The following is a 24665-nucleotide window of genomic DNA, read 5'->3' as shown; positions in this document are numbered from 1 at the left end:
CTGAAAGAAACCCGGAGCGCAGCCGTCACGGCACGGGCGGTGCCGCGGGCTTCCGCCTCGACGTTGCTGCTCCCGGTCAGTAGAGCAGGAGCAGCAACGCGTTCAGGAGGACGAGTGCGCCCAGGGCGAGGAAGACCACACTCAGCGCGATGAGCACCAGGCCGGTGACGCGTCGGCTCCCGCTGGTCGTCGCCGGCGCCGAGGCTGCCATCCTGCGCTGGTGCCGGCCGGCCATGAGCAGGAACAGGCCGATCGCCGTGTAGACCGCGCCGGTCATCAGGCTGCCGGCCGCGGCCACGTTCCCCATCGCGATGTACCTGAGCACGAGGCTCTCCCCCTCCGGAAGCAGTCGACTTCGAGCAGAACGGCTCAACTCCAGCCGTAGCGTTCCCTGAGGCGGTTCACCACCAGGTTGAACCTGCCCCGGTCCAGCGCGCAGGCCTCGCGCCGCATCCCCTTCTCGTGCAGCCGCAGCACCCGGTCGATCGCGATCCAGGAGTCGCGGCCCTCATGGTCCCAGGGTCCTTCGCCGATGGCCACCCAGTCGGCGTCGCGGTCGTGCCGCTTGCTCGAAAGCTGGACGGCGAGCAGCGTGCCGTGCGCCTCCCGGGCCACGACGAGCACCGGGCGGTCCTTGCCCCGCCCGTCGTTCTCCTCGAACGGCACCCAGGTCCAGACGATCTCGCCGGGATCAGGATCGCCGTCGTGGGCCGGCGCGTACTCGGTGCGGACCGGGCCGACACGATGGGCATCGGCCTCCGTCGTCGCGTCGGGCCCGTTTCGGCCCGGGAAGTCGTGGTCGGCGCTGTCGGAGGGAGTCGGCAAGGTCGTCATTGGCATGACGGTAGAGCCCGCACTGGTCAACATTCGCACCGGGGTCGGTGCTGACGCCGCGTCGAAGCCGACGGCACGCTCCGGAGCGCGGCCTACTGCGGATGGGCGAGGGATTTGTCCCAGCCGACCGCGACCGCCCAGGTGACGCCCGGATCGGCAGTCACCTGGAGGGGGGTTGTCGTGGTCGGGGTCGACATCTCGATGGCGTTGAGGCTGCTGTCCGGGTGGGCGGAGCAAGGCTCGGTGAATACGCCGAAGGTGCTCGCGTCAACGGTCAGGGTGCCGATGCCCTGGCACTCCGTGGCTACCCAGACCGTTCCTGCGGCGACCTTGCGGGAGAGGGTCGTCTCCATACCGCCGGTGCGCCGCCCGGTGGTTGCGAGGATTGTGTCGCCCTTGAGGTCCTGTGCCGGATCCCCCCACGACGCATACGTGACGGGTGTCGCGGCCGCACGGTGCAGCGGTGCGGAAGCGGTCGACCGGGGCTGCCCGGTGTGCGCGGTGCTGCAACCGCTCAGGAGCAGCACCGTGGTGGCGCAGCCGAGCAGTGAGCGTCGTCGCATGGCGACAGTCATTCGTGGTTCCCCCGTGAACAGTGGCCGCCCCCTGCGTGCCAAGGGGATCATGGTGGCATCACCTGGGGAAAGCGTCCAGCGGGCAGACCCGTGCCGTCACTGGTCGGCGACGTAAGCGGTGCCGCCGACGCGGACCACGGGGCCTGACGCTCCCGGGCGGGCTGTGGCGGTGATGGTGGCGGGGCTGCCGAGTGCGTCGCCCATGTCGACGGCGATGTCGGCGGAGCCGTTCCCGGCCAGGTGGGCGGCGAGGCAGGCGGTGCTGTTGGCGTTGGCGATGTCCTCCGGGACTCCGATCGAGGGGGCGAACATGCGGGCGGCGGCGCGGCCCGTGGGCGAGGGCGCCGAGTAGACATAGGCGCCCAGCAGGCCCAGATGGTCGCAGGCTTCACGGAGCCGGTCGAGGTCGGGCGCCAGGGCAGCGAGGGCGGCGCGGGTGGGAACGGGCACCAGGAGCCGCTCCCGAGCCACCCCGGCCACCCACATCCCCGGCCCGGTCTCCTGCGGCATGATGCCCAGTGCGGACAGCATGAGCGAGCGCTCGGCGCCGGTCGGCTCGCGCAGACTGACCGGACCCGGGCCGAAGGTGGCGGTGACGTTGGCCCCGTCCCGTACGAACCAGCCGTCGAACGTGCGCTTCGACGCCCGCAGCGTGGCTCGCTGTCGCCGCGGCGCGCCGGTGCGCGAGGCCACGAAGGCCAGCGCGGCCACCGTGCCGTGCCCGCACGCGGGCAGTTCGCCTTCGGAGGTGAAGAATCGCAGGTCCACCGTGGGTTCGGCGGCCGCCTCCTCCTGGTGCACGCGGAGGAACACGGCATGCGAGGTCCCCATGTCCACCGGCACGCGGCGGCGTTCCTCGTCGCTCAGCGCGTCCTCGTCCACCAGCACGGCGGTGGGGCTGCCGCCTGTGCCGTCCCGCAGACAGGCATTCACCATCAGCACGGGCGGATCGTAGCCGCCTGACGGTCCCTTGTCAGCAGAGGCAGGCGAGTCCCCGTTCCGCCCTGAGTGCAACTTATGGTTGCACGTCTTCGATGTTCCGGGTAGCCTGATGTGCAACCAAACGTTGCAGGAGGTTGCCGTGGAATTCGGAACGATCGAGCGCGAGATCTACGTCGAGGCGTCACCCGAGGTCGTCTTCGAGGTGGTCAGCAGTCCCGACCACTTCAAGCAGTGGTGGCCGGACGACGCCCACTTCGAGCCGACGCCCGGGTCGACGGGGGAGATCGTCTTCGGCGACTGCGACGCGGGCGGGGCGGTGGTGCCGATCACCGTCCTCGACGTGCAACCGCCGCGGTCCTTCTCCTTCCGCTGGACACACCCGGCCGACGAGGTCGCGGCGCAGGGCAACTCGCTGCTGGTCACCTTCGCGCTGACCCCGTCGGGCGGCGGAACGCTGCTCAGGATGACCGAGACCGGCTTCCGCGAGATGGGCTGGGAGGCCGCCGTCCTCGAGCAGCAGTACCAGGAGCACGTCGCAGGCTGGGACTTCTACCTGCCGCGGCTGGCGCCGTACGCCGCGAAGCTGGAGGCGCGGGCATGACCAGCGCCGTGGCCGAGCAGATCGACGACGACCTCTGGTCCGCCATCGGGGACCCGACCCGGCGCCGCATGCTCGACCTGCTGCTCGTCGAGGGCGACGGCACCGCGACCACGCTGGGACACCGCCTGCCGGTCACCCGGCAGGCGGTGTCCAAGCACCTCGGCGTCCTCGAACGGGTCGGCCTGGTGCGGGCGACGCCAGCCGGCCGGGAGCGGCGCTACCGGGTGGACGACGCCCAACTCGCCCGTGCAGTCGCACAGTTGTCGTCGGTCGGGTCGGCCTGGGACGCCAGGCTGCAGCGGATCAAGCGCATCGCCGAGACGATCCAGCGCACCCAGCAGAACCGACCGCAGGACCAACCGCAGGACTGACGAAACACAGGACGAAGGAGAATCGAGATGGTGGACATTCTGCACCGGGTCGGGATCAAGACCCCGACGCCGGAGAAGGTGTACGACGCGCTGACGACCGTCGAGGGTCTGGCCGGCTGGTGGACCGACGACACCAAGGGGGGCGGCGAGGTCGGCGGGGTACTGGAGTTCCGGTTCCCGAACGGCGGCTTCGACATGGAGGTCGTCGAGTCGCGGCCGTCCGAGCGGGTGCTCTGGAAGGTGGTCGACGGCCCGGAGGAGTGGGTCGGTACGACGGTCGCCTGGGACCTCAGCCAGGTCGGCGACTACACGATCGTGCTGTTCAAGCACCAGGGCTGGAGGGAGCCGGTGGAGTTCATGCACCACTGCTCCACCAAGTGGGGCTCGTTCCTGATGAGCCTGAAATCCCTGCTGGAAACCGGCGAGGGCGCACCTGCGCCGCGCGACGTGCAGATCAGCGACTGGCACTGAGCGAGGGAACGTACCATCACGCCATGACCGACACTTCTCCGCTGGTGGCGCTCCTCGGGCTGGAGCCCCATGTCGAGGGCGGCTGGTTCCGTGAGACCTGGAAGACCTCCGGCGGTACCGTGCCGGACGGGTACCCCGGTCCGCGAGCCTTCGCGAGCGGCATCTACTTCCTGCTGCATCCGGGCGAGGTCTCGCGGTGGCACCGGGTCCGCTCGGACGAGTTGTGGCTCTGGCATCGCGGCGGTCCGCTCCGGCTGCGGCTGGGCGGCTCCGGCGACTCGCCGGACGCCGCCGGCACCGAGGCCGTCCTCGGCGCCGCGGTGGAGCAGGGCGAGCGGCCCCAACTCCTGGTGCCCGCCGGGACTTGGCAGGCCGCCGAACCCGCGGGTGACCAGCCCGTCCTGGTCAGCTGCGTGGTCGCGCCCGGCTTCGACTACGCCGACTTCGCGCTGGCGGAGACGGACTCGCCGGAATAGAAAGGTGCGGGCACGCGCTCGCCTGTATACCCATTCGGGTATGCAGACAAGGAGGCGGTCATGGCTGCCGGCGAGCGCGGTGACATCAGGACGTTGGTCACTCGGTGCGGGCGCGGGGTCGAGGTCGGAGTCCTGCGGCTGGACGGCACCAGCGGGCCGATCGGGATCGTCCGTCTGAAGATCGGCCCGGAGCGCACCGACGGCACTGCGCTGTGGGCGGCACTCAGCACCGCCGAGGCGCGCGAACTCGGCCGTCGGCTGCTGGCCCAGGCGGTACGGGCGGAACACGTCGCCGAAGCGAACGCCTCGGAACCCGGCGCCTGATATCTGTCCGGACAGGTATCAGGACGGCTCAGGCGTCGTGGGCGGTGGCGCGGATGAGCGCGGCTTCGATCCGGGTCAGGGAGTCGATGGCCTCGCCCTGCTCGTCGGCGCTCAGGCTGTTCGTGACGCTCTGCTCCAGTTCGGCCCAGATCGCTTCGACCTGTCGGCGCAGGGCGAGGCTGGCGGCGGTGGGTTCGACGATGGTGACGCGCTTGTCCGTCGTACTGGGGCAGCGGTGGACGAATCCGGCCTGTTCGAGCCTGCGCACGGTGCGGGTCATGGTGGCCGCGTCCGAGCCGAGCAGGCGCACCAGGTCGGTCTGCCGCTGCGGGCCGCGGTCCCACAGCTGCATCATCACCAGTTCCTGGCCGGGATGAAGGCTGACGCGACGCAGCAGCTGGGCGGCGAGCATGCGGTGCAGTCGGGCGACGCGGAAGATCGCGTACGTCATCGGGCCGGCCTGGACCGAGGGCGGCATCGGCAGGCAGGCCGCGTCGGCGAGCGGGTCGCCCGCCGTCTCCTGCTGCTCGCCCATCGTCCTTGGCTCCTGCCTGTGACTGCTCGAACAGGAACGAGACTATCCGAACCCTGACTGTGATCCAGGTCATGGGATCGGGGGAATGGGCTCCGGGATTTACTTGTTCGGACAGCCAATGGCGCATCGGGCGCCTGCTCCGGAGCAAGGGAAATCATCATGGCAACGGCATTCGACTCCTACGACCTCGGCGGCACGCGGCTGAGCAACCGCATCGTGATGGCCCCGATGACCCGTAGCCGCGCCTACGGCCCCGGGACGACCGCCACCGACCTCATGGCGGACTACTACGCGCAGCGGGCGAGCGCGGGACTGATCGTCACCGAGGGCGCCCAGCCGTCCGCGGTCGGCCAGGGCTACCCCAACACCCCCGGCATCCACACCGACGAGCAGGTGGCGGCCTGGCGCAAGGTGACCTCCGCCGTTCACGAGCAGGGCGGCGTGATCTTCCTGCAGCTGATGCACACCGGCCGCATCGGCCACCCCACCCTGACCGGCCTGGAGCCCACCGGGCCCTCCGCCGTCGCCGCGAGCGGTCAGGTCTACACCCACGAGGGCCCGAAGGACTTCGTCACCCCGCGCGAGCTCACCGAGGCCGACATCGCCGAGACGATCGCCGACTACGCCGCGGCGGCCCGCAACGCGGTCGAGGCGGGATTCGACGGGGTCGAACTGCACGGCGCCAACGGCTACCTCATCCACCAGTTCCTCGCGCCCAACACCAATCGGCGCACCGACGCCTGGGGCGGTTCCCCCGAGAAGCGCACCCGCTTCGCCGTCGACGTCGCCAAGGCGGTCGCCGACGCGATCGGCGCGGACAAGGTCGGCTTCCGCATCTCCCCGGCCAACCCCTACAACGACATCGCCGAGACCGACACCACGGAGCTGGAGCGGACCTACACCACGCTGGTCGACGCACTCGCCCCGCTCGGCCTCGCCTACCTGCACCAGATGGAGGCCCCGGGGATCCGCGACCTGACGACGCGTCTGCGCAAGCAGTGGCCGGGCACCTACATCCTCAACCCCTTCACCGGAACGGAGCCCACCGGCCCCGACGAGCTGCAGCTGATCGAGGACGGCCTCGCGGACCTGATCGCCTACGGCGCGCTCTTCCTCGCCAACCCCGACCTGCCGGCCCGGCTCGCCGTCGGCGGCCCGTTCAACACTCCCGACCTCACCACCTCCTTCGGCGGTGACCACCGCGGCTACACCGACTACCCCACCCTCGCCTGACGACTCCCGCGGGCCCAGGAAGTCTCTCCGGAAGCAATCCCGGGGTGAGTGTCGATCCGGGCAGCCGCCGTTCGTAGTGGTTGTATCGGGCTGGCAGGATGCCGGCCCCGCGCGATGAGGAGAACGTCATGAAGCAGTACCTGCTGGCGGTGCACATGGTCGAGGGCCAGGCGCCGCCCGCTCCCGAGGTGATGCAGAAGATGTACGCCGACGTCGACGCGTTCAACCAGCGGCTGCAGGCCGACGGGGCCTGGGTGTTCGCCGGTGGGCTGCACCCCGCCGACTCCGCCACCGTGGTCAGCGTCCAGGAGGACGGGAAGGTGCTCACCACCGACGGTCCCTTCGCGGAGACCAAGGAACACCTGGGCGGCTTCTGGATCGTCAGGGCCGCCGACCTGGACGCCGCGCTGGCGCTGGCCGCCGACGGCAGCCGGGCCTGCCGGGGCCCGGTCGAGGTCCGTCCCTTCCAAGAGGACCCGGCGGAGCAGTAGACCGGTGCCCTCAGCCGATCCGCGCGGTCCGCGCGACGCCCGCGAGGAGACCGAGCAGGTCTTCCGCCGCGAGTACAGCCGCTGCGTGGCCACCCTGATCCGCTTCCTCGGCGACATCGACCTCGCCGAGGAAGCGGTCCAGGACGCCTTCGCGGTGGCGCTGGAGCGCTGGCCCGGGAGCGGAACGCCGCCGAACCCGGGCGCGTGGATCACCACCACGGCCCGCAACCGCGCCATCGACCGGCTGCGCCGCGACGCGACGCGGCACCACCGGCACCTGCAGGCCCAGCAGTTGCTGGACGCGGTGACCGAGTCACCCGACCAGGAGGCAGAGGAGGGCCCCGTGCGCGACGACCGGCTGCGGCTCATCTTCACCTGCTGTCACCCCGCGCTGGCCCGCAACGCGCAGGTCGCCCTGACCCTGCGGCTGCTCGGCGGCCTGCAGACCGCCGAGATCGCGCGGGCCTTCCTGGTGCCCGAGGCGACGATGGCCCAGCGGCTGGTCCGCGCCAAGCGCAAGATCAAGGACGCGGGCATTCCCTACCGCGTCCCCTCCGAGGCCGAACTGCCGGATCGGCTGCGCGCCGTCCTGGACACGCTGTACCTGGTCTTCAACGAGGGGTACGCGGCCTCGGAGGGCGAGGCGCTGCTGCGCGAGGACCTGTGCGCCGAGGCGCTCCGGCTGGCCCGGGTGCTGGTCGAGCTGATGCCGGACGAGCCGGAGGCGGTCGGGCTGCTGGCCCTGCTGCTGCTCACCCACGCCCGCCGGGCCGCCCGCACCCGCTCGGACGGGACTCTGGTGCTGCTGGAGGAGCAGGACCGCTCGCTGTGGGACCGGCCACTGATCGAGGAGGGCCAGGCTCTGGTCCGCGCCTGCCTGCGGCGCGGCAGTCCGGGGGTGTACCAGATCCAGGCCGCGATCAACGCGGCCCACAGCGACGGGACACTCGACCGCCACGCCCGCTGGGTTCAGGTGCTGGCCCTGTACGACCTGCAGCTGCGCCTCGCCCCCACGCCGGTGGTCGCGCTCAACCGCGCCGTCGCCCTGGCCGAGGTCCAGGGCCCCCGTGCCGGGCTCGACGCCGTGGACGCCCTGCCGGACAGCCTCGGCGACTACTACCTCCTGCATGCCACCCGTGCCGACCTGCTGCGCCGTCTCGGCCGACACCCCGAGGCGGCGGCCGCCTACGACGCCGCGCTGGCACGCACCTCCAACGCCGCCGAACAAGCCTTTCTGGAGCAGCGACGACGCCAGATCGCCTCCGGCTGACGCGCGTCGGAGATGTGACCCAGGTCACAAAGATTTCACGGCGGGGGATGTAACCGGGACGGTGCCGGGCTGCGTAGAGAGCATGAATCGCCCCCCAGTTCTGCAGTCGCCCACCCCTACCCCCAGGGAGCAAGGCCTCATGGGTGTCTCGTACGCCAACCACTGCCCCGTCAACAACTACGCCGCCGACGCCGCCGGCCCCGGTCCGGTCGCGCCGTGGTTCCAGGCGTCCCCCGGAACCGGGGCCGGCACGCATCAGCCGTACCACGACGGCCCCGGCGCGTCCCGAGTCAGTCCGGTGACCCCGGACCTCCTCAGGTCGCTCCTCCGGTCGCTGAGTCAGCTGCGCTGACCCCGGCCGGGGCTTCGGCAGCGGCGTTCGGCAGGATGTGCGGACCGGGGCCCGGGGGGATCGGGGGGACGTGGTGGATGGAGTGCGCAGCCGATGCGGCTGCGCCCGGTAGTCGGCATTCCGCGCACAGCGGGAACCGCCGGATACCGCGGGAGCAGGGAGCGGGAGCGCTTGTCGCCTGACGAGTTCGACGAGTTCTACGCCGGCAGCTGGTCGCGGCTGGTCGGTCAGCTGTACGCGATGACCGGCAATCTGGCCGAGGCGCAGGACGTCGTCCAGGAGGCGTTCGTCCGGGCCTGGCGCGGGCGCGAGGAGTTGTCGCAGGCGCAGGCGCCGGAGGCATGGGTGCGCACCGTGGCCTGGCGGCTGGCGGTCAGCAGGTGGCGGCGGACCCGCAGCTCCCTGCTGGCGGTGTTCCGGCACGGTGCCCCGCCCGACGCCCCGAGCCCGGGGCCGGAGTACGCCGCGCTGGTGGCAGCGCTGCGCAAGATATCCGAGGAGCAGCGTCGAGTGGTTGTCCTGCACTACCTCTGTGACCTGCCCGTGGCCGAGGTCGCCCGGGAGACGGGAGCGCCGGAGGGCACCGTGAAGGTCCGCCTGTCGCGGGCCAGGGCGGCCCTGGCCAAGCATCTGTCCGACGACCTGATGGAAATGTCAGCGTGATGAGCCAACGGAACGAGCGCTTTCGGGAGTCGCTGCGCGGCCTCGCGGCCGGCGCTGCCGGCGAACCGCCGCTGAGCGGGGCGGAGTTGCGCCGCCTGGCGGAGCGGCGCCGTCGGCGGCGGCTGCTGGCCGTGCCGGCGCTGGCCGTGTCGGGGCTGCTGGTCGGCGGGACGGCTTTCGCGATCTCCGGCACCCTGGGATCCGCGCCACAACCGGTTCCGCCGGTGTCCGGTGGGATCCCGAGCGCGTCCGCGTCGGGCATCACGCCTGCCTCGCCGGACCCGACGCGTCCGGCGGACCCCCAGGCATCCGCGACCCTGAGCCGTCCGGCGCATCCGGTCGCGCCCACCGCCTCCGGCCGCTCCGCATCGACCGGATCCTCGGCGTCGGCGACATCGGCGGTGCCGGATCCCGGCAAAGCGGTCGGCTGTGTGACGGCACGGGCGGGGGAGACGCTGGTGCGGCTGTACTCGCTCCAGCTGCCCGGCCTTCTCGGCACGGGCGTGGACGCACTGATGTATGCCGTCCCGGTCACCTGTGTGCACGGGGAACTCGTGTCGAGCGGGGGAGCGCAGTGGCTGCACGTGCTCACCGACGCCGTGGTGACCACCACGGCCCCGCTGAGCACCGGAACGGGTTCGTCCGTGAACACTCTTGCCGGAGTGGCGTCCAGCCTGGTGCTCCATCCTGAGCCACTGTTCGGCATCCACAAGGACGCCCAGGGCCGGGTGGACCGCCTTGACCAGGCCGCGACCGGGAGCTGACTCGTGATCAGTCGGTTGACCACAGCAACTCGCCCGGCCGGAAGGGCCGTTCATCCTTCGGGGTGGGCGGCCCTGCGTCCTGTGGGGGTCGCCCGGCCGGCCACGGAGAATGCCCGCGCCGGTCGCCGGAATGGGCGACCGAAAATGTGTGAAGAAGCCGTCACAATTCCCTGGGTAATGCTCCACGGAATCACGGTCGGGTGCGGAAATATTCACCGAAAATCCGACAGGCCGACTGGACGGAACACCCGTTGACATGGTTGGATCATTCTATCGGCGGAAGTCGCAAGGACTGGCCCCAGGAATTCTGGGCCAGGCAACCGTTGAACCGGCCGGATTGGCGTCCTCCAGACCTGGCCGAAATCATTCATGAAACACCCCACAGTATTGAAGGGAAGCGCAAGTCATGCGTAAGGACTTCACGCCGCAGGTCGAGACCCGCGAGATTTCCGACAGCGACCTGGACAACGTGTCGGGCGGGGTCGGCCTGCTCGGGCTCGACCTCTCCGGCGTCACCTCGCCGGTGCTCGGTGCTGCCGAGTCCGTCCTGCCCGGCGGTCTCGGCCAGACGGTTTCGACGGTCGCCGGCCTGGTTCCGGGTCAGGTCACCGGCCTCGCCGGTCTCTGACCTTCGGGAGCCGGTCCCTGACCGGCGGGGGTCGCTCCGGATTCACGGCCCGGAGCGAATGAGCGGCGACGGACCCCGGGATTTCCTCGGGCCGGGGCCCGTCGCTGCTCGATCGAGCAATTGATTTCATGAGGTGCGGTCGGGCGCTGTGGTGCCCGACCGCTACCGGCGTATTCAAAGGAATGGTTTGTGCAATTCCGCCAGAAGGCGCTTTCCAAGCTGCAGTCGCCCGAGGAGCTCGACGTACCGGTGCATTTGGCTCGGCCGCAGGGCCGGCTGGTGCTGACGGTCACGGTCCTGGTTATGGCGGTGGCGGGATTCTGGGCTGTCACCGGCTCGGTCTCGCCCAAGCTGGACGCGCCCGGAATCCTGACGTTCGCGGAGGGGAGCTACACCCTGCAGAGCCCGTTCGCGGGTCAGGTCACGGCTGTGTTCGCCAACGAAGGAGACACGCTCGCCAACGGGGCGCCGTTGCTGAGCGTGCGCACGGAGCAGAAGGTCGAGACCGTGCGCACGGTGGCCGCGGGTCGGGTGACGGCGCTGTCGGCCGGCATCGGTGCCGTCGTCGCCGTGGGGGCGGATCTGGCGACGGTGGAGCGCGTCAACAGCCCGCACGACCCGCTGCTGGCGGTGCTGTACGCGCCGAGCGGCGGCGGATCGACGATCCCGCTGGGTTCCGCCGTCGAGCTGACCGTGCAGTCGGTGCCCGCGCAACGCTACGGCCTGCTGCGCGGGCGGGTCCTGGAGGTCGGCCGGGTTCCCGAGACGCAGCAGCAGATCACCGCCTTCCTCGGCGACAGCCGACTGGGCGCGCAGTTCTCGGCGCAGGGCCAGCCGGTGGCCGTCCTGGTCCAGCTGGACCGGTCCACCGGAACGACGTCCGGGTACGCGTGGTCGTCGGCGCAGGGACCCCCGTACGCGATCGAGTCCGCGACCCTGGTCGGTGGCGCCATCCACCTGGCCGCCCAGCATCCGATCGATTGGGTCCTGCCATGACCGTGCCGCACGATCGCGGTAGGCACCGCCCGGACCGGTCGAACGCCGGACGGCGCAGGCCGCGAAAGCCGAAGGCGGTACGCAGCCCCACGGTGCTCCAGATGGAGGCGGTGGAGTGCGGAGCCGCCGCGCTGGCGATGGTGCTCGGCCACCACGGCCGGCATGTGCCGCTGGAGGAGCTGCGGATCGCCTGCGGTGTGTCCCGCGACGGCTCCCGGGCCAGCAGCGTGCTCAGGGCGGCACGCGGGTACGGCCTGGCGGCCAAGGGCATGCAGATGGAACCGGCCGCACTGGCACAGGTCCAGGCGCCCGCGGTGCTCTTCTGGGAGTTCAACCACTTCGTCGTCTACGACGGGATGGGCCGTCGCCTCGGCCGCCGGGGCGTGCACATCAACGATCCGGCCCGGGGCCGCCGGTTCGTCCCGCCGGAGGACTTCGACTCCAGCTTCACCGGTGTCGTGCTGACCTTCGAACCCGGCGACGGGTTCCGCCGGGCAGGCCGGCGGCCGGGCATCCTCCGCGCCCTGCCGGCGCGGCTGCGCGGCACCTCGGGCGCGATGCTGGCCGCCCTGCTCGCCAGCTTCCTGCTGGTCGTCGTCGGGGCGGTGCTGCCGGCCCTCAGCCGCACCTACATCGACATGTTCCTGATCGGCAATCAGACCTCGCTGCTGCCGGTGCTCTTCGCGGCGATGGCCGCCATGGTGGTCCTCACCGCCGGGCTGACCGCCCTGCAGCAGGCGAACCTGCTGCGCGGGCGCATGATCTCGTCCACGCTGAGCAGCGCCCGGTTCCTGCGGCACCTGCTCAGACTGCCGGTCACCTTCTTCAGCCAGCGCAACCCGGCCGAGCTGGTGCAGCGGCTGCAGTCGAACGACACCGTGGCCGAGACCCTGGCCAGGGATCTCGCCGCGACCGGCGTGGACGCCGTGGTCGTGGTCCTCTACGCGCTGCTGCTGTGGTCCTACGACCCGCAGCTGACGGTGCTCGGGGTGCTGATCGCGCTGCTCAACGTGGTGGCGCTGCGGGTGGTGGTGCGGATCCGGGGCACCGGCGTGCAGAAGCTGCGCGCGGACGCCGCCCGGCTGACCAACACCTCCTACAGCGGCCTGCAGTTGATCGAGACGATGAAGGCCACCGGGGCCGAGGACGGATACTTCCGCCGCTGGGCCGGCCAGCACGCGCTGACCCTCGACGGGCAGCAGCGGCTCGGCGTCCCGAGCGCGGCGCTCGCCGTGGTCGCTCCCACCCTCGCGGCTCTCAACAGTGCGCTGATCCTGCTGATCGGCGGTCAGCGGGCGGCCGACGGCGGCATCTCGATCGGTCTGCTGGTGGCCTTCCAGGCGCTGGTGACCAGCTTCACCGGGCCGGTCACCCGGCTGAACGGCGTGGCCGGCCGGGTCCAGGACTTCGCGGCGGACATGGCCCGACTCAGGGACGTCGAGGCCTTCCCGGTGGACCCGCTGTACACGCGGCGCGAACCGGCCGCCGGTGCCCGCAGGCTCAGCGGGCACGTCACCCTGGACGGCGTCACCTTCGGATACAGCCCGCTCGACAAGCCGCTGCTCACCGACTTCTCGCTGTCGGTCGGCCCCGGCCGCCAGGTCGCGCTGGTCGGCGGGTCCGGCAGCGGCAAGTCGACGGTGTCCCGGCTGATTTCCGGCCTCTACCAGCCGTGGGAGGGCGAGATCCGCATCGACGGACAGCGGCTGGACGAGATCCCCCGCAGCGCGCTGTCCGCCTCGGTCTCCTTCGTCGACCAGGACGTCTTCCTCTTCGAGGGCACGGTCCGCGACAACGTGGCGCTGTGGGACCCCTCGATCCCGGACGAGGCCGTCATCGCCGCGCTCAAGGACGCGGCGGTCCACGACGCCGTGTCCAGGCGGCCCGGCGGCATCCACAGCCGGGTGGAACAGGACGGCCGCAACTTCTCCGGAGGCCAGCGGCAGCGGCTCGAAATAGCCCGGGCCCTGGTGCGCGGGCCCAGTGTCCTGGTCCTGGACGAGGTCACCAGTGCCCTGGACGCGGAGACCGAGCAGGTGATCATCGACAACGTACGACGGCGCGGCTGCGCCTGTGTGGTGATCGCACACCGGCTGAGCACGGTGCGCGACAGCGACGAGATCGTCGTCCTGGACCACGGGACCGTGGTGGAACGCGGGCGCCACGAGGACCTGGTCGCCGCCGCCGGGCGGTACGCCGCGCTGGTCCGTGAGCACTGAGCGCGGGGGGAACTGAAGTGACATCGGTCGAGTACCCGGTGGTCGCCGGCCCCTGGCCCGGCGACGTGGTGGTCGGCGCCCTGGGCGGTCTGGGCGATCCGGTCGACTGCGCCAGCCTGCGCAGCCTGCCGCTGGAGCGGCCCGATGTGCTCTGGCTGGTCGTGGACGGCGCGCTGGACCTGTTCGCGGTCGACGCCGCCGAGCAGGGCCGCTGGCACTTCCTCGGCCGGCTCCAAACCGGAGCCCTGCTGCTCGGGCCCGTCGAGGGACCGCGGCACACCCTCGTCGGCAGGCCGCTGCAGGGATGCGTGCTGCACCGCATCCAGCTGCGTGAGCTGTACCGCCAGTACGGCAGCCAGTACGGCAGCGTCGAACAGGCCCTCAGCCCGCTGGAGGACGCGTTCGCCCGCGGCATCGGGCGGAGCCTGCGTGCCGTGTTCGAGACCCCGGTGGACGGGGCGGTACCGGCGGTGGCCGACGAGTCCTCGGACGACGGCATCCTGTGGATGGCGGTGGACCCGGGCAGCCTGCAGTACGGCGCCGCGTACAGCGCGGACCTGGCCAGGGACCTGCTCGTCGACGCGGTCATGTGGCAACGCCTGGTCGACCAGCAGACCCGGCTGATGATCTCGGTGGACCGCCGGATCGAACAGCTGGAGCGCGCCCACGAGGACCGGGCCGCTGCCGGTGTCAGGGCCGGCCACGCAGTCAGGGCCCAGGCCGACCGGGCGTTGCTGGACTCGATCGACACCTCCGACACCCCGGGGCGGGCTGCCGGACGGCCGGTCGCCGGGTCCGACGAAGCCGCCCTCGCCGTCTGCCGCGCGGTCGCGGCCGCCGCCGGGATCACGGTCACGGCGCCCGCCTCCGCGTCCGCGCAGAGCGTCGCCTCCGACGACCGGCTGGGTCCGGTCGAACGGATCGCGCTGAGTTCCAGGTTCCGCACCCGCGGGGTCAGGCTCACCGGGCGCTGGTGGCGGGAGAACGCCGGTCCGCTGGTGGGCCACCGGGCCGGCACCGGCACCCTGGTCCCGCTGCTGTGGCGGCGCGGCGGCTACCACGCGGTGCATCCCACCACGGGCCGGCGGACCAGGATCAGCGCGGCGAACGCGGCGGAGTTCGAGACCCACGCGGTCATGTTCTACCGCCCGCTGCCGGAACAGCCGCTGCCCGCCTGGCGTCTGCTCCGTTTCAGTCTGCTCGGGACCCGGACGGACCTGCGGAACCTGGTCCTCGGCGGGCTGGTGGCGGTGCTGCTCGGGGCGCTGGTGCCGATCGCGACCGGACAGGTCCTCGGCAGCTACGTGCCCAACGCCGAGAGGAGCCTCATCGTCCAGACCTCGCTGGCGATCGTGGCCACCACCGTCGTCTCGGCCGCCTTCATGCTGCTGGAGAACATCTCCATCCTCCGGATGGAGGGGCGCATCGAAGCCACGCTGCAACCGGCGGTCTGGGACCGGCTGTTGCGGCTGCCCACGCGCTTCTTCGCGGCGCGCTCCACCGGAGAGCTCGCCACGGCGGCGATGGGCATCAGCGCCATCCGCCGGGTGCTGTCCGGCATCAGCTCGGTGGCCGTACAGGCCGGCACGGTCAGTACGGTGAACCTCGCGCTGCTGCTGTACTACAGCGTCCCGCTGGCGCTGACGGCCCTCGCCATGGTGGCCGTCATCGGCAGCGTCTTCCTGGGCCTGGGACTGTGGCAACTGCGGTGGCAGCGCCGGTTGATCGCGCTCAACAACAAGCTCAACAACCAGGCCTTCCAGACGCTGCGCGGCCTGCCCAAACTGCGCGTCGCCGCGGCCGAGGAATTCGCCTACGCGGCCTGGGCGGGCGAGTTCGCCCGCAGCCGGGAGCTGCAGCGCCGGGTGGGCCGGATCAAGAACCTGATCACCGTCCTCAACGCGTTCTATCTGCCGTTCTGCACGCTGATGATGTTCATGCTGCTGGCGGGCCCGGCCCGGGGGACCCTCTCGGCGAGCAGCTTCCTCACCTTCAGCACCGCCGTGACCATGGTGCTGACCTCGGTCACCCAGCTCACCGGCGCGCTGCTCTCCGCCGCCTCGGTGCTGCCGCTGTACGAGCAGATCAAGCCGGTGCTGGACGAGCTCCCCGAGGTGGCCGGCGGGAGCACGCCGCCCGGCGTCCTGTCCGGCGCGATCGAGGTCGGGCAGCTGTCGTTCCGGTACGCCGAGGACGGACCGCTGGTGCTCGACGACGTGTCGTTCCAGGTGCAGCCGGGCGAGTTCGTCGCGATCGTCGGGGCCAGCGGCTGCGGCAAGTCGACCCTGCTGCGACTGCTCATCGGCTTCGACCGGCCGGCCTCCGGCAGCGTGCGCTACGACGGCCAGGAACTGGCCGCCCTCGACCGGACCGCGGTGCGCCGTCAGTGCGGAGTCGTCCTGCAGAACGCGCAGCCGTTCACCGGCTCGATCCTGGACTGCATCTGCGGCAACGAGACGTTCTCCCCGGAGGAGGCGTGGGAGGCCGCCGAGATGGCCGGCCTGGCCGAGGACATCAAGCGGATGCCGATGGGCATGCACACGATCCTCTCCGACGGCGGCGGCACGGTCTCCGGCGGGCAGCGACAGCGCCTGATGATCGCTCAGGCCCTGATCCGCCGCCCGCGCATCCTCTTCTTCGACGAGGCCACCAGCGCGCTGGACAACGAGACCCAGCGGGTGGTGATGGAGAGCACCCGCAGGCTGCGCGCCACCCGCATCGTGATCGCCCACCGGCTGTCCACCGTCATGGACGCCGACCGGGTGCTCGTCATGTCGGAGGGCCGGGTGGTCCAGCAGGGACCGCCGGCCGCCCTGCTCGCCGACGCCGGCAGCCCGTTCCACGAACTGGTCCGCCGTCAGATCCGCTGACCGGGTTCGTGCGGACCCGAATGCTCGGCCGGTTCGGAGTAGCGGACCGCGGGTCGGTAGTAGTCGCCCGTGGGCGGCTGGCCGTAGGCCTCGTCCAGCCATGACTGGGCGAGGTCCGCAGGCTGCTGCCGGACCGGTTGCCGTGCGGCCATGGCCACCGAGGCGGTCGGCGCGCCGACGGGGACCTGGAGCGAGCCGTAGCGTTCCATGCGCTGCCAGCGCAGGCGGCTGCCGGCGAGAGCGGTGACGACGGACTGGATGACGACCAGGTACATCAGCTGGCGGTAGACGAACTGCTGCAGCGGCAGGCTCCACAGCGGCCCGGGGCTCTCGCCGTCCAGGCGGAACGCGTACAGGCCCATGAGCAGTTGCAGCAGCAGGAAGCCCAGCCACAGGCCGATGATGTGCAGGGGGTTGAGGAAGACCAGCCCGTACAGGGCGAAGATGTCGACGACCGGGGCCAGCAGCGGCAGCAGGACCTGGAACATCAGCAGGTAGCCCAGGCCGCGGCGGCCCAGTTTCCCGGCCGGGCCGCGCTGGAGCAGTGCGCCGCGGTGCTTCCACATGGCCTGCAGGGTGCCGTAGCACCAGCGGTAGCGCTGGCGCCACAGGGCGCCCAGGGAGGCGGGGGCTTCGGTCCAGGCGACGGCCCGCTCCTCGTAGACCACCCGCCAGCCGGCCCGGCACAGGGCCATGGTCAGGTCGGTGTCCTCGGCCAGGGTCGCGTCCGGGACGCCGCCGACCTGTTCCAGGGCCCGGCGGCGGAAGCCGCCGATGGCGCCGGGGACGGTGGGCATGCACTGCGCCAGGTCGAACAGGCGGCGGTCCAGGTTGAAGCCGACCACGTACTCGATGTGCTGCCAGCGTCCCAGCAGGCCGCCGCGGTTGACGACCTTGGCGTTGCCGGAGACCGCGCCGACGCCCGGGTCGGCGAAGGGCTGGATCAGCCGGCGTACCGCGTCGGGCTCGAAGACGGTGTCGCCGTCGACCATGACCACCAGGTCGCAGGAGGCGGCGGCGATACCGGTGTTGAGCGCGGCGGGCTTGCCCGCGTTGTGCTGCCGGATCACCCGCACCCCGGGCAGGTTCAGCGACTCGACCAGGTCGGCGGTGCCGTCGGTGGAGCCGTCGTCGACCACGATGATCTCGACGGGATGGTCGGAGGCCAGCAGTGAGCGCACCGCGGCCTCGATGCCGGCGCTCTCGTTGTAGGCCGGCACGATGACCGTGACCGGTTCGGTGACCGGATCACCCCACGGGTACGTCGCCCACTTCTTGTGCCTGCGCGCCGCGACCAGGGTGACCAGCGCGCGCAGCACGCTGAGGGCTCCGGCCGCGTACAGCAGCCAGCCGAGCAGGGTCAGCAGGCCGTGGCTGGCCTGCAGCGCGCCGATCAGCGCCAGGCCCGTCCAGTGGTCCCGGGCGGTGGCTGCGGTCATCGGGGAGGCCAGGTGGACGGCCTGGCTGACGGTGGCGAAGTGGAAGCCGCGGGCCTGCAGACGGGGGATCAGCTGCGCCAGTGCGGCCACGGACTGGGAGCGGTCGCCGCCGGCGTCGTGCATCAGCAGCACCTGCCCGGCGCTGCCGCGCGGGGTGGCGTCGGCCACGATCCGGGCCACGCCGGGCCGGGTCCAGTCCTCGCTGTCCTGGGTGGTCAGCACGGTGAGGTAGCCCTCGCTCCCGGCCTGCCGGACGGCGGACCAGTCGTCGTTGTCCAGGGCGTCGTTGACCGAGGAGTACGGGGGACGCAGCAGGGTGGTGGTCTGTCCGGTGGCCCCGGCGATGGCGAGTTGGTCCTCGCGCAGTTGCAGGGTGCGCTGCCAGGCCGGGATGGTGCCCAGGTTGGGGTGGGTGAAGGTGTGGACGCCGATCTCGTTGCCGTCGGCGACGATCTGGCGGACCAGGTCCGGATGGGCGGCGACCTGGGTGCCCACGACGAAGAAGGTGGCGTGGACGTGGTCGGCCCGCAGCACCGCGAGGATCTTCGGGGTCCAGGTCGGGTCGGGACCGTCGTCGAAGGTCAGCGCGATGGTGTGGGCGTCGGGGCGCGCCGTGCGCGGCTGGGCCGTCCCGGCCTCGATGACCGGGCCGCCCTGGGCGACGGAGGCGGGGACGTGGTCGCTGGGGCCCTGGGACAGGGCGGCGCCGTCGTCGGCGAAGCCGAACATGTGCTGGGTGTATCCCTCGATCAGCAGGGCGAGGGTCAGCGTGACGGCCAGGGTGGCCAGCAGCAGCCAGTGGGTACGCACGGGCAGGTCGCGGACGGTGCGGTGCCGGCCGCCTCTGTGACTGGGGGGTTTGCTCATCGGGGCGGTCAGGCCTTCTTGCTGGGAGTGGCCCGGTGGCTGGAGCCGGGCGTGGTGGCCGAGTGCGTACTGTTCCCGTGCGTCGCCGCGGTGCTTGTGGCGGTGGCCGAGGCGGAGCTGGACGCGCTGGCCGAGGCGCCGGCCGAAGACGTGGCCGCTGCGCCGGGAGCGATCGCCGTCCCCGTGGTTCCACCGGTCGCGGAACCGACCGCCTGTGACCGGCCGCCGGCGTGTGATCCGGATGCGGTCGGCTGCGCGCCGCCGGCCGGAGCTGTGCGGGGGGCCTGGCTCTGGGCGGCGGCGGGGGGTGCGGGCAGCGGGAGCAGGGGGCTTTCGACGGTCGGTCCGCCGAGCAGGGTGCTGACCAGCAGCGCGACGTAGGCGGCGGCGGGAACCACCAGGAGCCGCCCGAGCCGGCGGACACGCCGCTGGCGTCGGCCGGAGGAGTCGACGAAAACCGGGCCGGCCTGGTGCGGAGAACCCAGTTGTCGTTGCATCAGCAGGCAGCCTCTACCTCTACGGATGGCGGGTCAGGACCGGACGGGCAGTGGACTGGGTACGGGGGGAGTCCACCGCCCGCCCGGCGTTTGTGGGGTCACCCCGTCGAGTGGGCGCCGGCAGCGCTCTTGCCGGACGGGGACGGGTCGGCACTCGGACGGCTGGTCGGGTGACCGTGCTGGGCGGCGGCGCTGTGGCTCGCAGCCGGACTGCTGGGCCGATGGCCGGCTCCAGGTGTGTCCGGGTGCGTCGAGGCGGTGCTGGGCCGACCGTGCGTCGCCCGCGCGCTCTGCGAGTTGCCCTTGCGGTGCTCGGCCGTGGCGGATGCGCAGTAGGCCGCGACACCGCTCTGCCCTCCGGCGGCCGCGACCAGACGGGCGAAGCGGGGTTCGGACAGCACACTGCTGGAGGTCGGGGCGCTGTCCTGGTCCAAGGCGCGGCAGAGTTCGGCCAGATCGGCCGGCACCGCCGCGGGCGAAACGGTGACCGTTGCCTGCGGCAGCGCGCCGGGCGCTCCCGCGCCGGCCGTGGCGCCCGGCAACGGGCCGCTGCGCGCGGGACTGCCGCCCAGAGCGGCAGGCAGGTGGCCGGTGGCGGCCGCGACGGCGACACCTCCGCCGAGAGCGGAGGCCAGGACGGCGGCCACCACCTTCGCACTGAGGAGCCGCGCCGGCGCAGACGTGGACATCGATCGCTTTCGGGACGGCGGGACAGGGGCGAGTCGAGTCGCCCGGAACGCGGCCAATGCCGCCTGCTCACCGGACAGCTCACCCTGCGCCGCGGGGGCGGCGGCAGCGGCGAGCAGTCCGGCGAGAGCGTCATGGCCGACCGCCGCGCCGACCTCGGGCCGGCCGAGCAGCTGCTCGGCCGTGTCACGGTCGATCCGACGGGATCGCTGGGTGCTCATCTCATGTCCTTCAGCGTCGAGACCGTCGTCGGTGTCACTCCCGGGGCGAAACTTTTTTCCGACGGCCCGGACCGGCCCGCTCCGTGAGCCCTTTCCTCCCGGTCCGTCTCCTGCTGCTCCAGGACGGCGGCCAGCTTGCGCAGGCCCCGGTGCGCCGCCATCCGCACGGCACCGGCCCGCTTGCCGAGCACCCGCGCGGCGGCGTCCGCGTCCAGGTCCATGACCACCCGCAGCAGCACGGCCTCGGCCTGATCACGCGACAGACCCGCGATCAGGGCCAACGCCTCCGCGGTTCCGACCGTGGCCAGCGCCGTCCTCTCGGTGTCCTCGGCCGACGGCCGATCGAGGAGGGTCTCCACCGGCAGGCTGCCGCGCGGCCGTCGGCGTCGGCTGCGCAGCAGGTCCATCGCGCGGTTGCGGCCGATCGTCGCGGCCCAGCCGCGGAACCCGTCGAAGTCCCCGCTGAACGACCCCAGGTCACGGGTGATCTGCAGCCACGCCTCGGACGCCACGTCCTCGGCGTCCTCCCCGACCAGCACGGCCAGGTAGCGCAGCAGTCCGGGCTGCACCGCCCGGAACAGTGCCCGGAACGCCGCCTCGTCGCCACGCTGGGCCGCGAGGACCTGGCCGGACATGTCCGCCGGGCCTCGCTGCCGTGAAACTCCTGGACTTCCCGCCCTGCCGTCGGTCCCGTCGAACTCCTCCTCATGGTGCACGCGGGACATCATGCGGCATGCTTCACCCGACAACCCAGCCGTCGAGTCCGAAGCGTTACCCGTACCGGCGTTCCCGCATATGCAGAGAATTGCACCGTTCGCCTGACGGCATCGGCTGCGAGAAGTGTTCAGCGCTACCCCGAGGCCGTAGTCTGCTACTCGGAGAAGCATTCTTGAATGTCCGCCTTGCAGAAGCGTGGGCTCCCAGAAAGGCGCACTTGTGGCACAGAAGGTAGTAATTGAGCTCTCTGACGACCTCGACGGCTCCGAGGCGGTCGAGACCCTCACCTTCGCGTTGGACGGCCGGTCTTATGAGATCGACCTCAGTGAGAAGAATGCGGGTAGGCTCCGCAAGATTTTCGCTCCTTACACGGAGGCCGGCCGCAGGCAGGGCGGGGCTCGTCGTGGCCCCAAGCGCATCCCGGCCGGGGCAGACCGGCCGAACCCGGTTGAGGTGCGTACCTGGGCCGCCGCCCAGGGTATCGAGGTGGCCCCGCGCGGGCGTGTTCCCGCTGAGGTCGTCGAGAAGTACCGGGCGGCGAACGGCTGATCATTCGAAGACGAACAGTTGCCCCGGGGGCCGGGGTGACGCAGTGTCAGCCCTGGCGCAGCGCGGGCATCCCGGCGGCCCAGAACATGTAGCCGAGCATGCCCGGCGTCGTTCCCGCGCCGTTGGAAGCGGCGCTCTGCAGCCGGCTTCCGGTGCAATTCTGCGAGGAGTTGGTGACGTTGTCGCACTCGGGCCGAACCTGGGAGCCCTCGGCGATGTAGAGGCTCCCGGTGAACTTCGCCGGCGCAAGCGGGGCGGCGACGTCGAGGGTCAGCCGGGCGGTTGGATCGGCGCCGCTTGCGTCGTAGGGGTGACCAATCCAGTCCCGAGGCCGGGCTGGACGGGTGTGGGCCGGGCTGCGAACCGCTCGGCGCCTTCGGTCAGGACCAGGTCCAGTAGGCCGGGGAAGCGGCGGTCCAGTTCCTCCCGGCGCAGCGTGTTGACCCGCCGGGTGCCGTCGTCCTGCTGGCGGATCACTCCCGCCTCGCGAAGTACGCGCAGATGCCTGCTGAGGGCGGACTTGGCGAGGGACACGTGGAAGGTGCCGCAGGCTATCCCCGGGCCGACGCTGAGCTGCAGGACGATGTTCAGCCGGACCGGGTCGGTCAGGGCGCTCATGACGGCGAAAAGGTCGAACTCCGGTTCGTCGGGATGGAGCAGGGGGGAGGAGGTTCGGCTGGCCATGAGGCAAGTATCCACCTAGCCCATGTTCTCACTCATGCGAACATGGGCTAGGGTTTTGCCTGACCTGGTCCACCACCTGCCGTCCCGTCCGGTGAAAGGAACTTCGCCATGTCTTCGCACGCCCCCTCCGCCGCCCCGATCGGCATCGGCTTCATCGGTCTCAGCGCCTCGGGGGGCTGGGCGGCCCAGGCTCATCTGCCCGCGCTCGCGGCCGTCCCGGGCTTCGAGGTCCGCGCCCTGTCCGCCAGCAGCCCCGCATCGGCCAAGGCGGCGGGGGAGAAGTACGGCATCCCGCTGGCCTTCGGCAGCGCCGAGGAGCTGGTGCGGCGCGACGAGGTCGACCTGGTGGTGGTGACCGTCAAGGTCCCGCATCACCGCGAACTGACCCTGGCCGCACTCGACGCCGGGAAGGCGGTGCTCACCGAGTGGCCCCTGGGCAACGGCCTCGGCGAGGCCGAGGAACTCGCCGCCGTCGCCGAGGCGAAGGGGATCCGCACCTTCGTCGGGCTGCAGGCCCGCTCCGCCCCCGCGGTCCGCTACGTACGGGACCTGGTCGCCGAGGGCTACGTCGGTGAGGTCCTGTCCACCAGCATGATCGCCTCGGGCTTCGGCTGGGGAGCCGAGTTCGCGCCGCGCAGCGAGTACCTCCTCGACCGCGACAACGGCGCCACCCTGCTCACCATCCCCTTCGGCCACACCATCGACGCCGTCACCATGGCACTCGGGGAATTCACCGACGTCAAGGCCACCGTGGCGACCCGTCGCGGACAGGTCCGCAACCAGGCGACGGGACAGCTCACCCCGATGACCGCGCCGGACCAGATCGCCGTCACCGGCGTGCTCGAAGGCGGTGCGGTGGCCTCGGTCCACTTCCGCGGCGGAGCCTCCCGTGCCACCGACTTTCACTGGGAGATCAACGGCACCGAGGGCGACCTGCTGCTCACCGGTGGCTCGGGTCATCTGCAGTTCGCCCAGGCCCTCGTCCACGGCGCACAGGGCAAGGACACCGAACCGAAGGAACTCCCGGTGCCGGACGGCTACTCCTTCTCCGCCCAACTCCCGACCTCCGGAAGGGAGGTCTGGTACCCGGTGGCCCACGCCTACGAGCAGATCCGCGCCGATCTCACGCTGGGCACGCACCACGCGCCGGACTTCGCCCACGCTGCACGCCGCCACCGCCTGCTGGAACGCATCGAGCACTCCGCCGCATCCTGAGCGGTGGCCCGCCCTACCATCATGATGAGCCGTCAGTTTCGGTCTGGGTCAGGGGTGGTGGGTCGGATGGAGGACACTGCGAGGCCGTCGAAGCGTTCGGTGCTGATCTCGGTGACCGCGGTGGCCATCACCGCGGCCGTGCTGATCGTGGTCCTCACCCCCCGGTACGACACCGGGGCGTCGGTGGCCACCTGGTTCTTCGCCGCGATGGGCGCGGCATGCTGGCTCGGCTACCAGATCAGCGAGTCGGGCTCGGCGTTGCTGGCCGGCGGCCTCGCCGCCGGCTGGACCAGCGCCGTGGTCTTCGCCGGCGTGGGCAGCTTCGGCGCCGGGGGCTGGGGCGTGCTGGTGATCGAGATGACCTGCGTGAGCGGAGCCGCACCGGGCCTGGCCCTGGCCCGCCGCTGGCTGCGTCGCACGGGGCCCTCGGACTCGGCGGCGACCGTGCTGCTCGCCGCCCTGCTGATCCCGTTCTGGTGTGTGGCCGCACTGCGCGTCCTGCCGCTGCTGCTGCGCGCGGCGGCGGTCTCCGGGCCGATCCAGCTCGCCCGGAGACCGGTCTCCGGCGTCATGCTGGCCGGATGCGTCGCGGTGTTCTTCTGGGCGGGTGATCCGGCGCGCCTGGTGCTGCTGATCGGATTCGGCGTCGGCATCGTCGTCGTCCTGGTTTCCCGCGCCTTGCGCGCGCCTCTCGAACGACTGGAGCACCCGGTCGGGCCGGATGATCACCGCGGGCGGTAGCGGATTTCGAGCATCACGCAGCCGGTGGTGGTGCGGTAGGGGCCGTGCGGCATGCCAGGAGGGCGGCAGGCGTAGTGGCCTGCGGTGAAGGTGGCGCCGAGGGTGAGGTCCTCCAGTTCGCCTTCCAGGAGCAGGACTTCCTCGCAGTACTCGTGCCGGATCACCCCCGCCGGGGAGGTGTCGAGCCCGGCGGCCCAGCGGGCCAGACGGGTGAGCTCGGCGCCGTCACCGGAGGGCGCCGCGCTGAGCACGCGCTCGGAGACTCCGGGCACCCCTGCCACGTCGGTCCAGGGCAGGCCGTCAACGGCAAGGAACTCCTGGGCACGCTTCAGGTCCGGGCCATCGGGCATCGGCTTCTCCTCCTGGTGGTCCTCGGTGGGACCTTCGGTCGTCAGGGGCGTGGGCGGCTCTGCGGCGGCCGCAGGCGCAGCGC

At 71.6% G+C, this 24665-nt stretch carries 29 protein-coding genes; 18 read left to right on the top strand and 11 right to left on the bottom strand.

Annotated features, from left to right (window positions below; all coding sequences use genetic code 11):
* Positions 1 to 76: 76 nt before the first annotated feature.
* The 4 genes from ABH941_RS08175 to ABH941_RS08160 form a co-directional block, all read right to left on the bottom strand.
* Positions 77 to 325 (bottom strand): hypothetical protein, encoded by a 249-nt coding sequence (locus tag ABH941_RS08175; protein WP_370127946.1) that lies wholly within the window; start codon positions 323 to 325, stop codon positions 77 to 79.
* A 44-nt stretch (positions 326 to 369) separates the two neighbouring features.
* Entirely contained in the window at positions 370 to 834 is a 465-nt protein-coding gene (locus ABH941_RS08170) for a type II toxin-antitoxin system PemK/MazF family toxin (RefSeq protein ID WP_370127945.1), read from the bottom strand.
* A 92-nt stretch (positions 835 to 926) separates the two neighbouring features.
* Positions 927 to 1397, bottom strand: coding sequence for a hypothetical protein (locus ABH941_RS08165; RefSeq protein WP_370127944.1), 471 nt, complete (start codon positions 1395 to 1397; stop codon positions 927 to 929).
* A 108-nt stretch (positions 1398 to 1505) separates the two neighbouring features.
* Positions 1506 to 2345 carry a PhzF family phenazine biosynthesis protein gene (locus tag ABH941_RS08160; RefSeq protein WP_370128148.1) on the bottom strand — a complete coding sequence of 280 codons (840 nt, stop codon included), beginning with the start codon at positions 2343 to 2345 and terminating at the stop codon, positions 1506 to 1508.
* A 145-nt stretch (positions 2346 to 2490) separates the two neighbouring features.
* Here ABH941_RS08160 and ABH941_RS08155 point away from each other — a divergent pair, with 145 nt between their 5' ends.
* From ABH941_RS08155 to ABH941_RS08135, 5 genes are read left to right on the top strand one after another with little or no spacing between them, the layout of a single operon-like run.
* Positions 2491 to 2952, top strand: coding sequence for an SRPBCC family protein (locus ABH941_RS08155; RefSeq protein ID WP_370127943.1), 462 nt, complete (start codon positions 2491 to 2493; stop codon positions 2950 to 2952).
* On the top strand, positions 2949 to 3323 hold the full coding sequence (locus tag ABH941_RS08150; RefSeq protein WP_370127942.1) for an ArsR/SmtB family transcription factor: 375 nt from the start codon (positions 2949 to 2951) through the stop codon (positions 3321 to 3323). The genes ABH941_RS08155 and ABH941_RS08150 overlap by 4 nt, the downstream gene beginning before the upstream one ends.
* Before the next feature lie 27 nt (positions 3324 to 3350).
* Positions 3351 to 3794 (top strand): SRPBCC domain-containing protein, encoded by a 444-nt coding sequence (locus ABH941_RS08145; protein ID WP_370127941.1) that lies wholly within the window; start codon positions 3351 to 3353, stop codon positions 3792 to 3794.
* Between the two features lie 23 nt (positions 3795 to 3817).
* Entirely contained in the window at positions 3818 to 4270 is a 453-nt protein-coding gene (locus ABH941_RS08140; RefSeq protein ID WP_370127940.1) for a cupin domain-containing protein, read from the top strand.
* Between the two features lie 60 nt (positions 4271 to 4330).
* Positions 4331 to 4594, top strand: coding sequence for a hypothetical protein (locus ABH941_RS08135; protein WP_370127939.1), 264 nt, complete (start codon positions 4331 to 4333; stop codon positions 4592 to 4594).
* A 28-nt stretch (positions 4595 to 4622) separates the two neighbouring features.
* On the opposite strand, the gene ABH941_RS08130 is transcribed toward ABH941_RS08135, so the two are convergent.
* Positions 4623 to 5129, bottom strand: coding sequence for a MarR family winged helix-turn-helix transcriptional regulator (locus tag ABH941_RS08130; RefSeq protein ID WP_370127938.1), 507 nt, complete (start codon positions 5127 to 5129; stop codon positions 4623 to 4625).
* A 159-nt stretch (positions 5130 to 5288) separates the two neighbouring features.
* On the opposite strand from ABH941_RS08130, the gene ABH941_RS08125 reads away from it, so the two are divergent.
* From ABH941_RS08125 to ABH941_RS08080, 10 genes are all read left to right on the top strand, one after another.
* Complete coding sequence (locus ABH941_RS08125; protein ID WP_370127937.1) at positions 5289 to 6362, top strand: alkene reductase; 1074 nt, start codon at positions 5289 to 5291, stop codon at positions 6360 to 6362.
* 128 nt (positions 6363 to 6490) lie between these two features.
* Positions 6491 to 6853, top strand: coding sequence for a YciI family protein (locus ABH941_RS08120; RefSeq protein ID WP_370127936.1), 363 nt, complete (start codon positions 6491 to 6493; stop codon positions 6851 to 6853).
* 4 nt (positions 6854 to 6857) lie between these two features.
* Entirely contained in the window at positions 6858 to 8123 is a 1266-nt protein-coding gene (locus ABH941_RS08115; protein WP_370127935.1) for an RNA polymerase sigma factor, read from the top strand.
* A 139-nt stretch (positions 8124 to 8262) separates the two neighbouring features.
* Entirely contained in the window at positions 8263 to 8475 is a 213-nt protein-coding gene (locus ABH941_RS08110) for a hypothetical protein (RefSeq protein WP_370127934.1), read from the top strand.
* A gap of 171 nt (positions 8476 to 8646) precedes the next feature.
* Entirely contained in the window at positions 8647 to 9138 is a 492-nt protein-coding gene (locus ABH941_RS08105; protein ID WP_243876673.1) for a SigE family RNA polymerase sigma factor, read from the top strand.
* Positions 9138 to 9902 carry a hypothetical protein gene (locus tag ABH941_RS08100; protein WP_370127933.1) on the top strand — a complete coding sequence of 255 codons (765 nt, stop codon included), beginning with the start codon at positions 9138 to 9140 and terminating at the stop codon, positions 9900 to 9902. The genes ABH941_RS08105 and ABH941_RS08100 overlap by 1 nt, the downstream gene beginning before the upstream one ends.
* 406 nt (positions 9903 to 10308) lie before the next feature.
* Complete coding sequence (locus tag ABH941_RS08095) at positions 10309 to 10530, top strand: type A2 lantipeptide (protein ID WP_370127932.1); 222 nt, start codon at positions 10309 to 10311, stop codon at positions 10528 to 10530.
* Positions 10531 to 10719: 189 nt separating this feature from the next.
* A complete protein-coding gene (locus tag ABH941_RS08090) occupies positions 10720 to 11526 on the top strand; it encodes an HlyD family efflux transporter periplasmic adaptor subunit (RefSeq protein ID WP_370127931.1) in 807 nt (268 codons plus the stop codon).
* Positions 11523 to 13745 (top strand): NHLP family bacteriocin export ABC transporter peptidase/permease/ATPase subunit, encoded by a 2223-nt coding sequence (locus ABH941_RS08085; RefSeq protein WP_370127930.1) that lies wholly within the window; start codon positions 11523 to 11525, stop codon positions 13743 to 13745. The genes ABH941_RS08090 and ABH941_RS08085 overlap by 4 nt, the downstream gene beginning before the upstream one ends.
* 17 nt (positions 13746 to 13762) lie before the next feature.
* Positions 13763 to 16615, top strand: a complete 2853-nt coding sequence (locus ABH941_RS08080) for an NHLP bacteriocin export ABC transporter permease/ATPase subunit (protein WP_370127929.1) — start codon at positions 13763 to 13765, stop codon at positions 16613 to 16615.
* On the opposite strand, the gene ABH941_RS08075 is transcribed toward ABH941_RS08080, so the two are convergent.
* The 4 genes from ABH941_RS08075 to ABH941_RS08060 form a co-directional block, all read right to left on the bottom strand.
* Positions 16603 to 18921 carry a bifunctional polysaccharide deacetylase/glycosyltransferase family 2 protein gene (locus ABH941_RS08075; RefSeq protein ID WP_370127928.1) on the bottom strand — a complete coding sequence of 773 codons (2319 nt, stop codon included), beginning with the start codon at positions 18919 to 18921 and terminating at the stop codon, positions 16603 to 16605. The genes ABH941_RS08080 and ABH941_RS08075 overlap by 13 nt on opposite strands.
* 8 nt (positions 18922 to 18929) lie before the next feature.
* Positions 18930 to 19418: a hypothetical protein gene (locus ABH941_RS08070; protein WP_370127927.1), complete on the bottom strand. Its 489-nt coding sequence runs from the start codon at positions 19416 to 19418 to the stop codon at positions 18930 to 18932.
* A 98-nt stretch (positions 19419 to 19516) separates the two neighbouring features.
* Positions 19517 to 20326 carry a hypothetical protein gene (locus ABH941_RS08065; RefSeq protein WP_370127926.1) on the bottom strand — a complete coding sequence of 270 codons (810 nt, stop codon included), beginning with the start codon at positions 20324 to 20326 and terminating at the stop codon, positions 19517 to 19519.
* A complete protein-coding gene (locus tag ABH941_RS08060; RefSeq protein ID WP_370128147.1) occupies positions 20323 to 20961 on the bottom strand; it encodes an RNA polymerase sigma factor in 639 nt (212 codons plus the stop codon). Before ABH941_RS08060 ends, ABH941_RS08065 begins: the two co-directional genes overlap by 4 nt.
* Before the next feature lie 301 nt (positions 20962 to 21262).
* Between ABH941_RS08060 and ABH941_RS08055 the strand changes: the two genes are divergently transcribed.
* Complete coding sequence (locus ABH941_RS08055) at positions 21263 to 21592, top strand: Lsr2 family protein (protein WP_370127925.1); 330 nt, start codon at positions 21263 to 21265, stop codon at positions 21590 to 21592.
* Between the two features lie 270 nt (positions 21593 to 21862).
* Here ABH941_RS08055 and ABH941_RS08050 read toward each other — a convergent pair whose 3' ends face one another.
* Positions 21863 to 22276 carry an ArsR/SmtB family transcription factor gene (locus ABH941_RS08050; RefSeq protein WP_370127924.1) on the bottom strand — a complete coding sequence of 138 codons (414 nt, stop codon included), beginning with the start codon at positions 22274 to 22276 and terminating at the stop codon, positions 21863 to 21865.
* 108 nt (positions 22277 to 22384) lie between these two features.
* Between ABH941_RS08050 and ABH941_RS08045 the strand changes: the two genes are divergently transcribed.
* Complete coding sequence (locus tag ABH941_RS08045; RefSeq protein ID WP_370127923.1) at positions 22385 to 23491, top strand: Gfo/Idh/MocA family protein; 1107 nt, start codon at positions 22385 to 22387, stop codon at positions 23489 to 23491.
* A gap of 66 nt (positions 23492 to 23557) precedes the next feature.
* Positions 23558 to 24232 (top strand): hypothetical protein, encoded by a 675-nt coding sequence (locus ABH941_RS08040; RefSeq protein WP_370127921.1) that lies wholly within the window; start codon positions 23558 to 23560, stop codon positions 24230 to 24232.
* Here ABH941_RS08040 and ABH941_RS08035 read toward each other — a convergent pair.
* Complete coding sequence (locus ABH941_RS08035) at positions 24217 to 24582, bottom strand: cupin domain-containing protein (RefSeq protein ID WP_370127920.1); 366 nt, start codon at positions 24580 to 24582, stop codon at positions 24217 to 24219. The genes ABH941_RS08040 and ABH941_RS08035 overlap by 16 nt on opposite strands.
* Between the last annotated feature and the right edge of the window lie 83 nt (positions 24583 to 24665).

It is taken from the genome of Streptacidiphilus sp. EB103A, from assembly GCF_041261405.1.
Classification (GTDB): Bacteria; Actinomycetota; Actinomycetes; order Streptomycetales; family Streptomycetaceae; genus Streptacidiphilus.
Note: the sequence above shows the minus strand (reverse complement) of the source record. Positions and strands in the feature narration are given on the sequence as shown.

Bases quoted from the DNA above. Each gene is read 5' to 3' on its own strand.
- ABH941_RS08170 (WP_370127945.1), bottom strand. From the start codon at position 834: ATGACGACCTTGCCGACTCCCTCCGACAGCGCCGACCACGACTTCCCG.
- ABH941_RS08165 (WP_370127944.1), bottom strand. From the start codon at position 1,397: ATGCGACGACGCTCACTGCTCGGCTGCGCCACCACGGTGCTGCTCCTG.
- ABH941_RS08160 (WP_370128148.1), bottom strand. From the start codon at position 2,345: ATGGTGAATGCCTGTCTGCGGGACGGCACAGGCGGCAGCCCCACCGCC.
- ABH941_RS08150 (WP_370127942.1), top strand. From the start codon at position 2,949: ATGACCAGCGCCGTGGCCGAGCAGATCGACGACGACCTCTGGTCCGCC.
- ABH941_RS08145 (WP_370127941.1), top strand. From the start codon at position 3,351: ATGGTGGACATTCTGCACCGGGTCGGGATCAAGACCCCGACGCCGGAG.
- ABH941_RS08140 (WP_370127940.1), top strand. From the start codon at position 3,818: ATGACCGACACTTCTCCGCTGGTGGCGCTCCTCGGGCTGGAGCCCCAT.
- ABH941_RS08135 (WP_370127939.1), top strand. From the start codon at position 4,331: ATGGCTGCCGGCGAGCGCGGTGACATCAGGACGTTGGTCACTCGGTGC.
- ABH941_RS08130 (WP_370127938.1), bottom strand. From the start codon at position 5,129: ATGGGCGAGCAGCAGGAGACGGCGGGCGACCCGCTCGCCGACGCGGCC.
- ABH941_RS08125 (WP_370127937.1), top strand. From the start codon at position 5,289: ATGGCAACGGCATTCGACTCCTACGACCTCGGCGGCACGCGGCTGAGC.
- ABH941_RS08120 (WP_370127936.1), top strand. From the start codon at position 6,491: ATGAAGCAGTACCTGCTGGCGGTGCACATGGTCGAGGGCCAGGCGCCG.
- ABH941_RS08110 (WP_370127934.1), top strand. From the start codon at position 8,263: ATGGGTGTCTCGTACGCCAACCACTGCCCCGTCAACAACTACGCCGCC.
- ABH941_RS08100 (WP_370127933.1), top strand. From the start codon at position 9,138: ATGAGCCAACGGAACGAGCGCTTTCGGGAGTCGCTGCGCGGCCTCGCG.
- ABH941_RS08095 (WP_370127932.1), top strand. From the start codon at position 10,309: ATGCGTAAGGACTTCACGCCGCAGGTCGAGACCCGCGAGATTTCCGAC.
- ABH941_RS08085 (WP_370127930.1), top strand. From the start codon at position 11,523: ATGACCGTGCCGCACGATCGCGGTAGGCACCGCCCGGACCGGTCGAAC.
- ABH941_RS08075 (WP_370127928.1), bottom strand. From the start codon at position 18,921: ATGAGCAAACCCCCCAGTCACAGAGGCGGCCGGCACCGCACCGTCCGC.
- ABH941_RS08070 (WP_370127927.1), bottom strand. From the start codon at position 19,418: ATGCAACGACAACTGGGTTCTCCGCACCAGGCCGGCCCGGTTTTCGTC.
- ABH941_RS08065 (WP_370127926.1), bottom strand. From the start codon at position 20,326: ATGAGCACCCAGCGATCCCGTCGGATCGACCGTGACACGGCCGAGCAG.
- ABH941_RS08060 (WP_370128147.1), bottom strand. From the start codon at position 20,961: ATGTCCGGCCAGGTCCTCGCGGCCCAGCGTGGCGACGAGGCGGCGTTC.
- ABH941_RS08050 (WP_370127924.1), bottom strand. From the start codon at position 22,276: ATGGCCAGCCGAACCTCCTCCCCCCTGCTCCATCCCGACGAACCGGAG.
- ABH941_RS08045 (WP_370127923.1), top strand. From the start codon at position 22,385: ATGTCTTCGCACGCCCCCTCCGCCGCCCCGATCGGCATCGGCTTCATC.
- ABH941_RS08040 (WP_370127921.1), top strand. From the start codon at position 23,558: ATGGAGGACACTGCGAGGCCGTCGAAGCGTTCGGTGCTGATCTCGGTG.
- ABH941_RS08035 (WP_370127920.1), bottom strand. From the start codon at position 24,582: ATGCCCGATGGCCCGGACCTGAAGCGTGCCCAGGAGTTCCTTGCCGTT.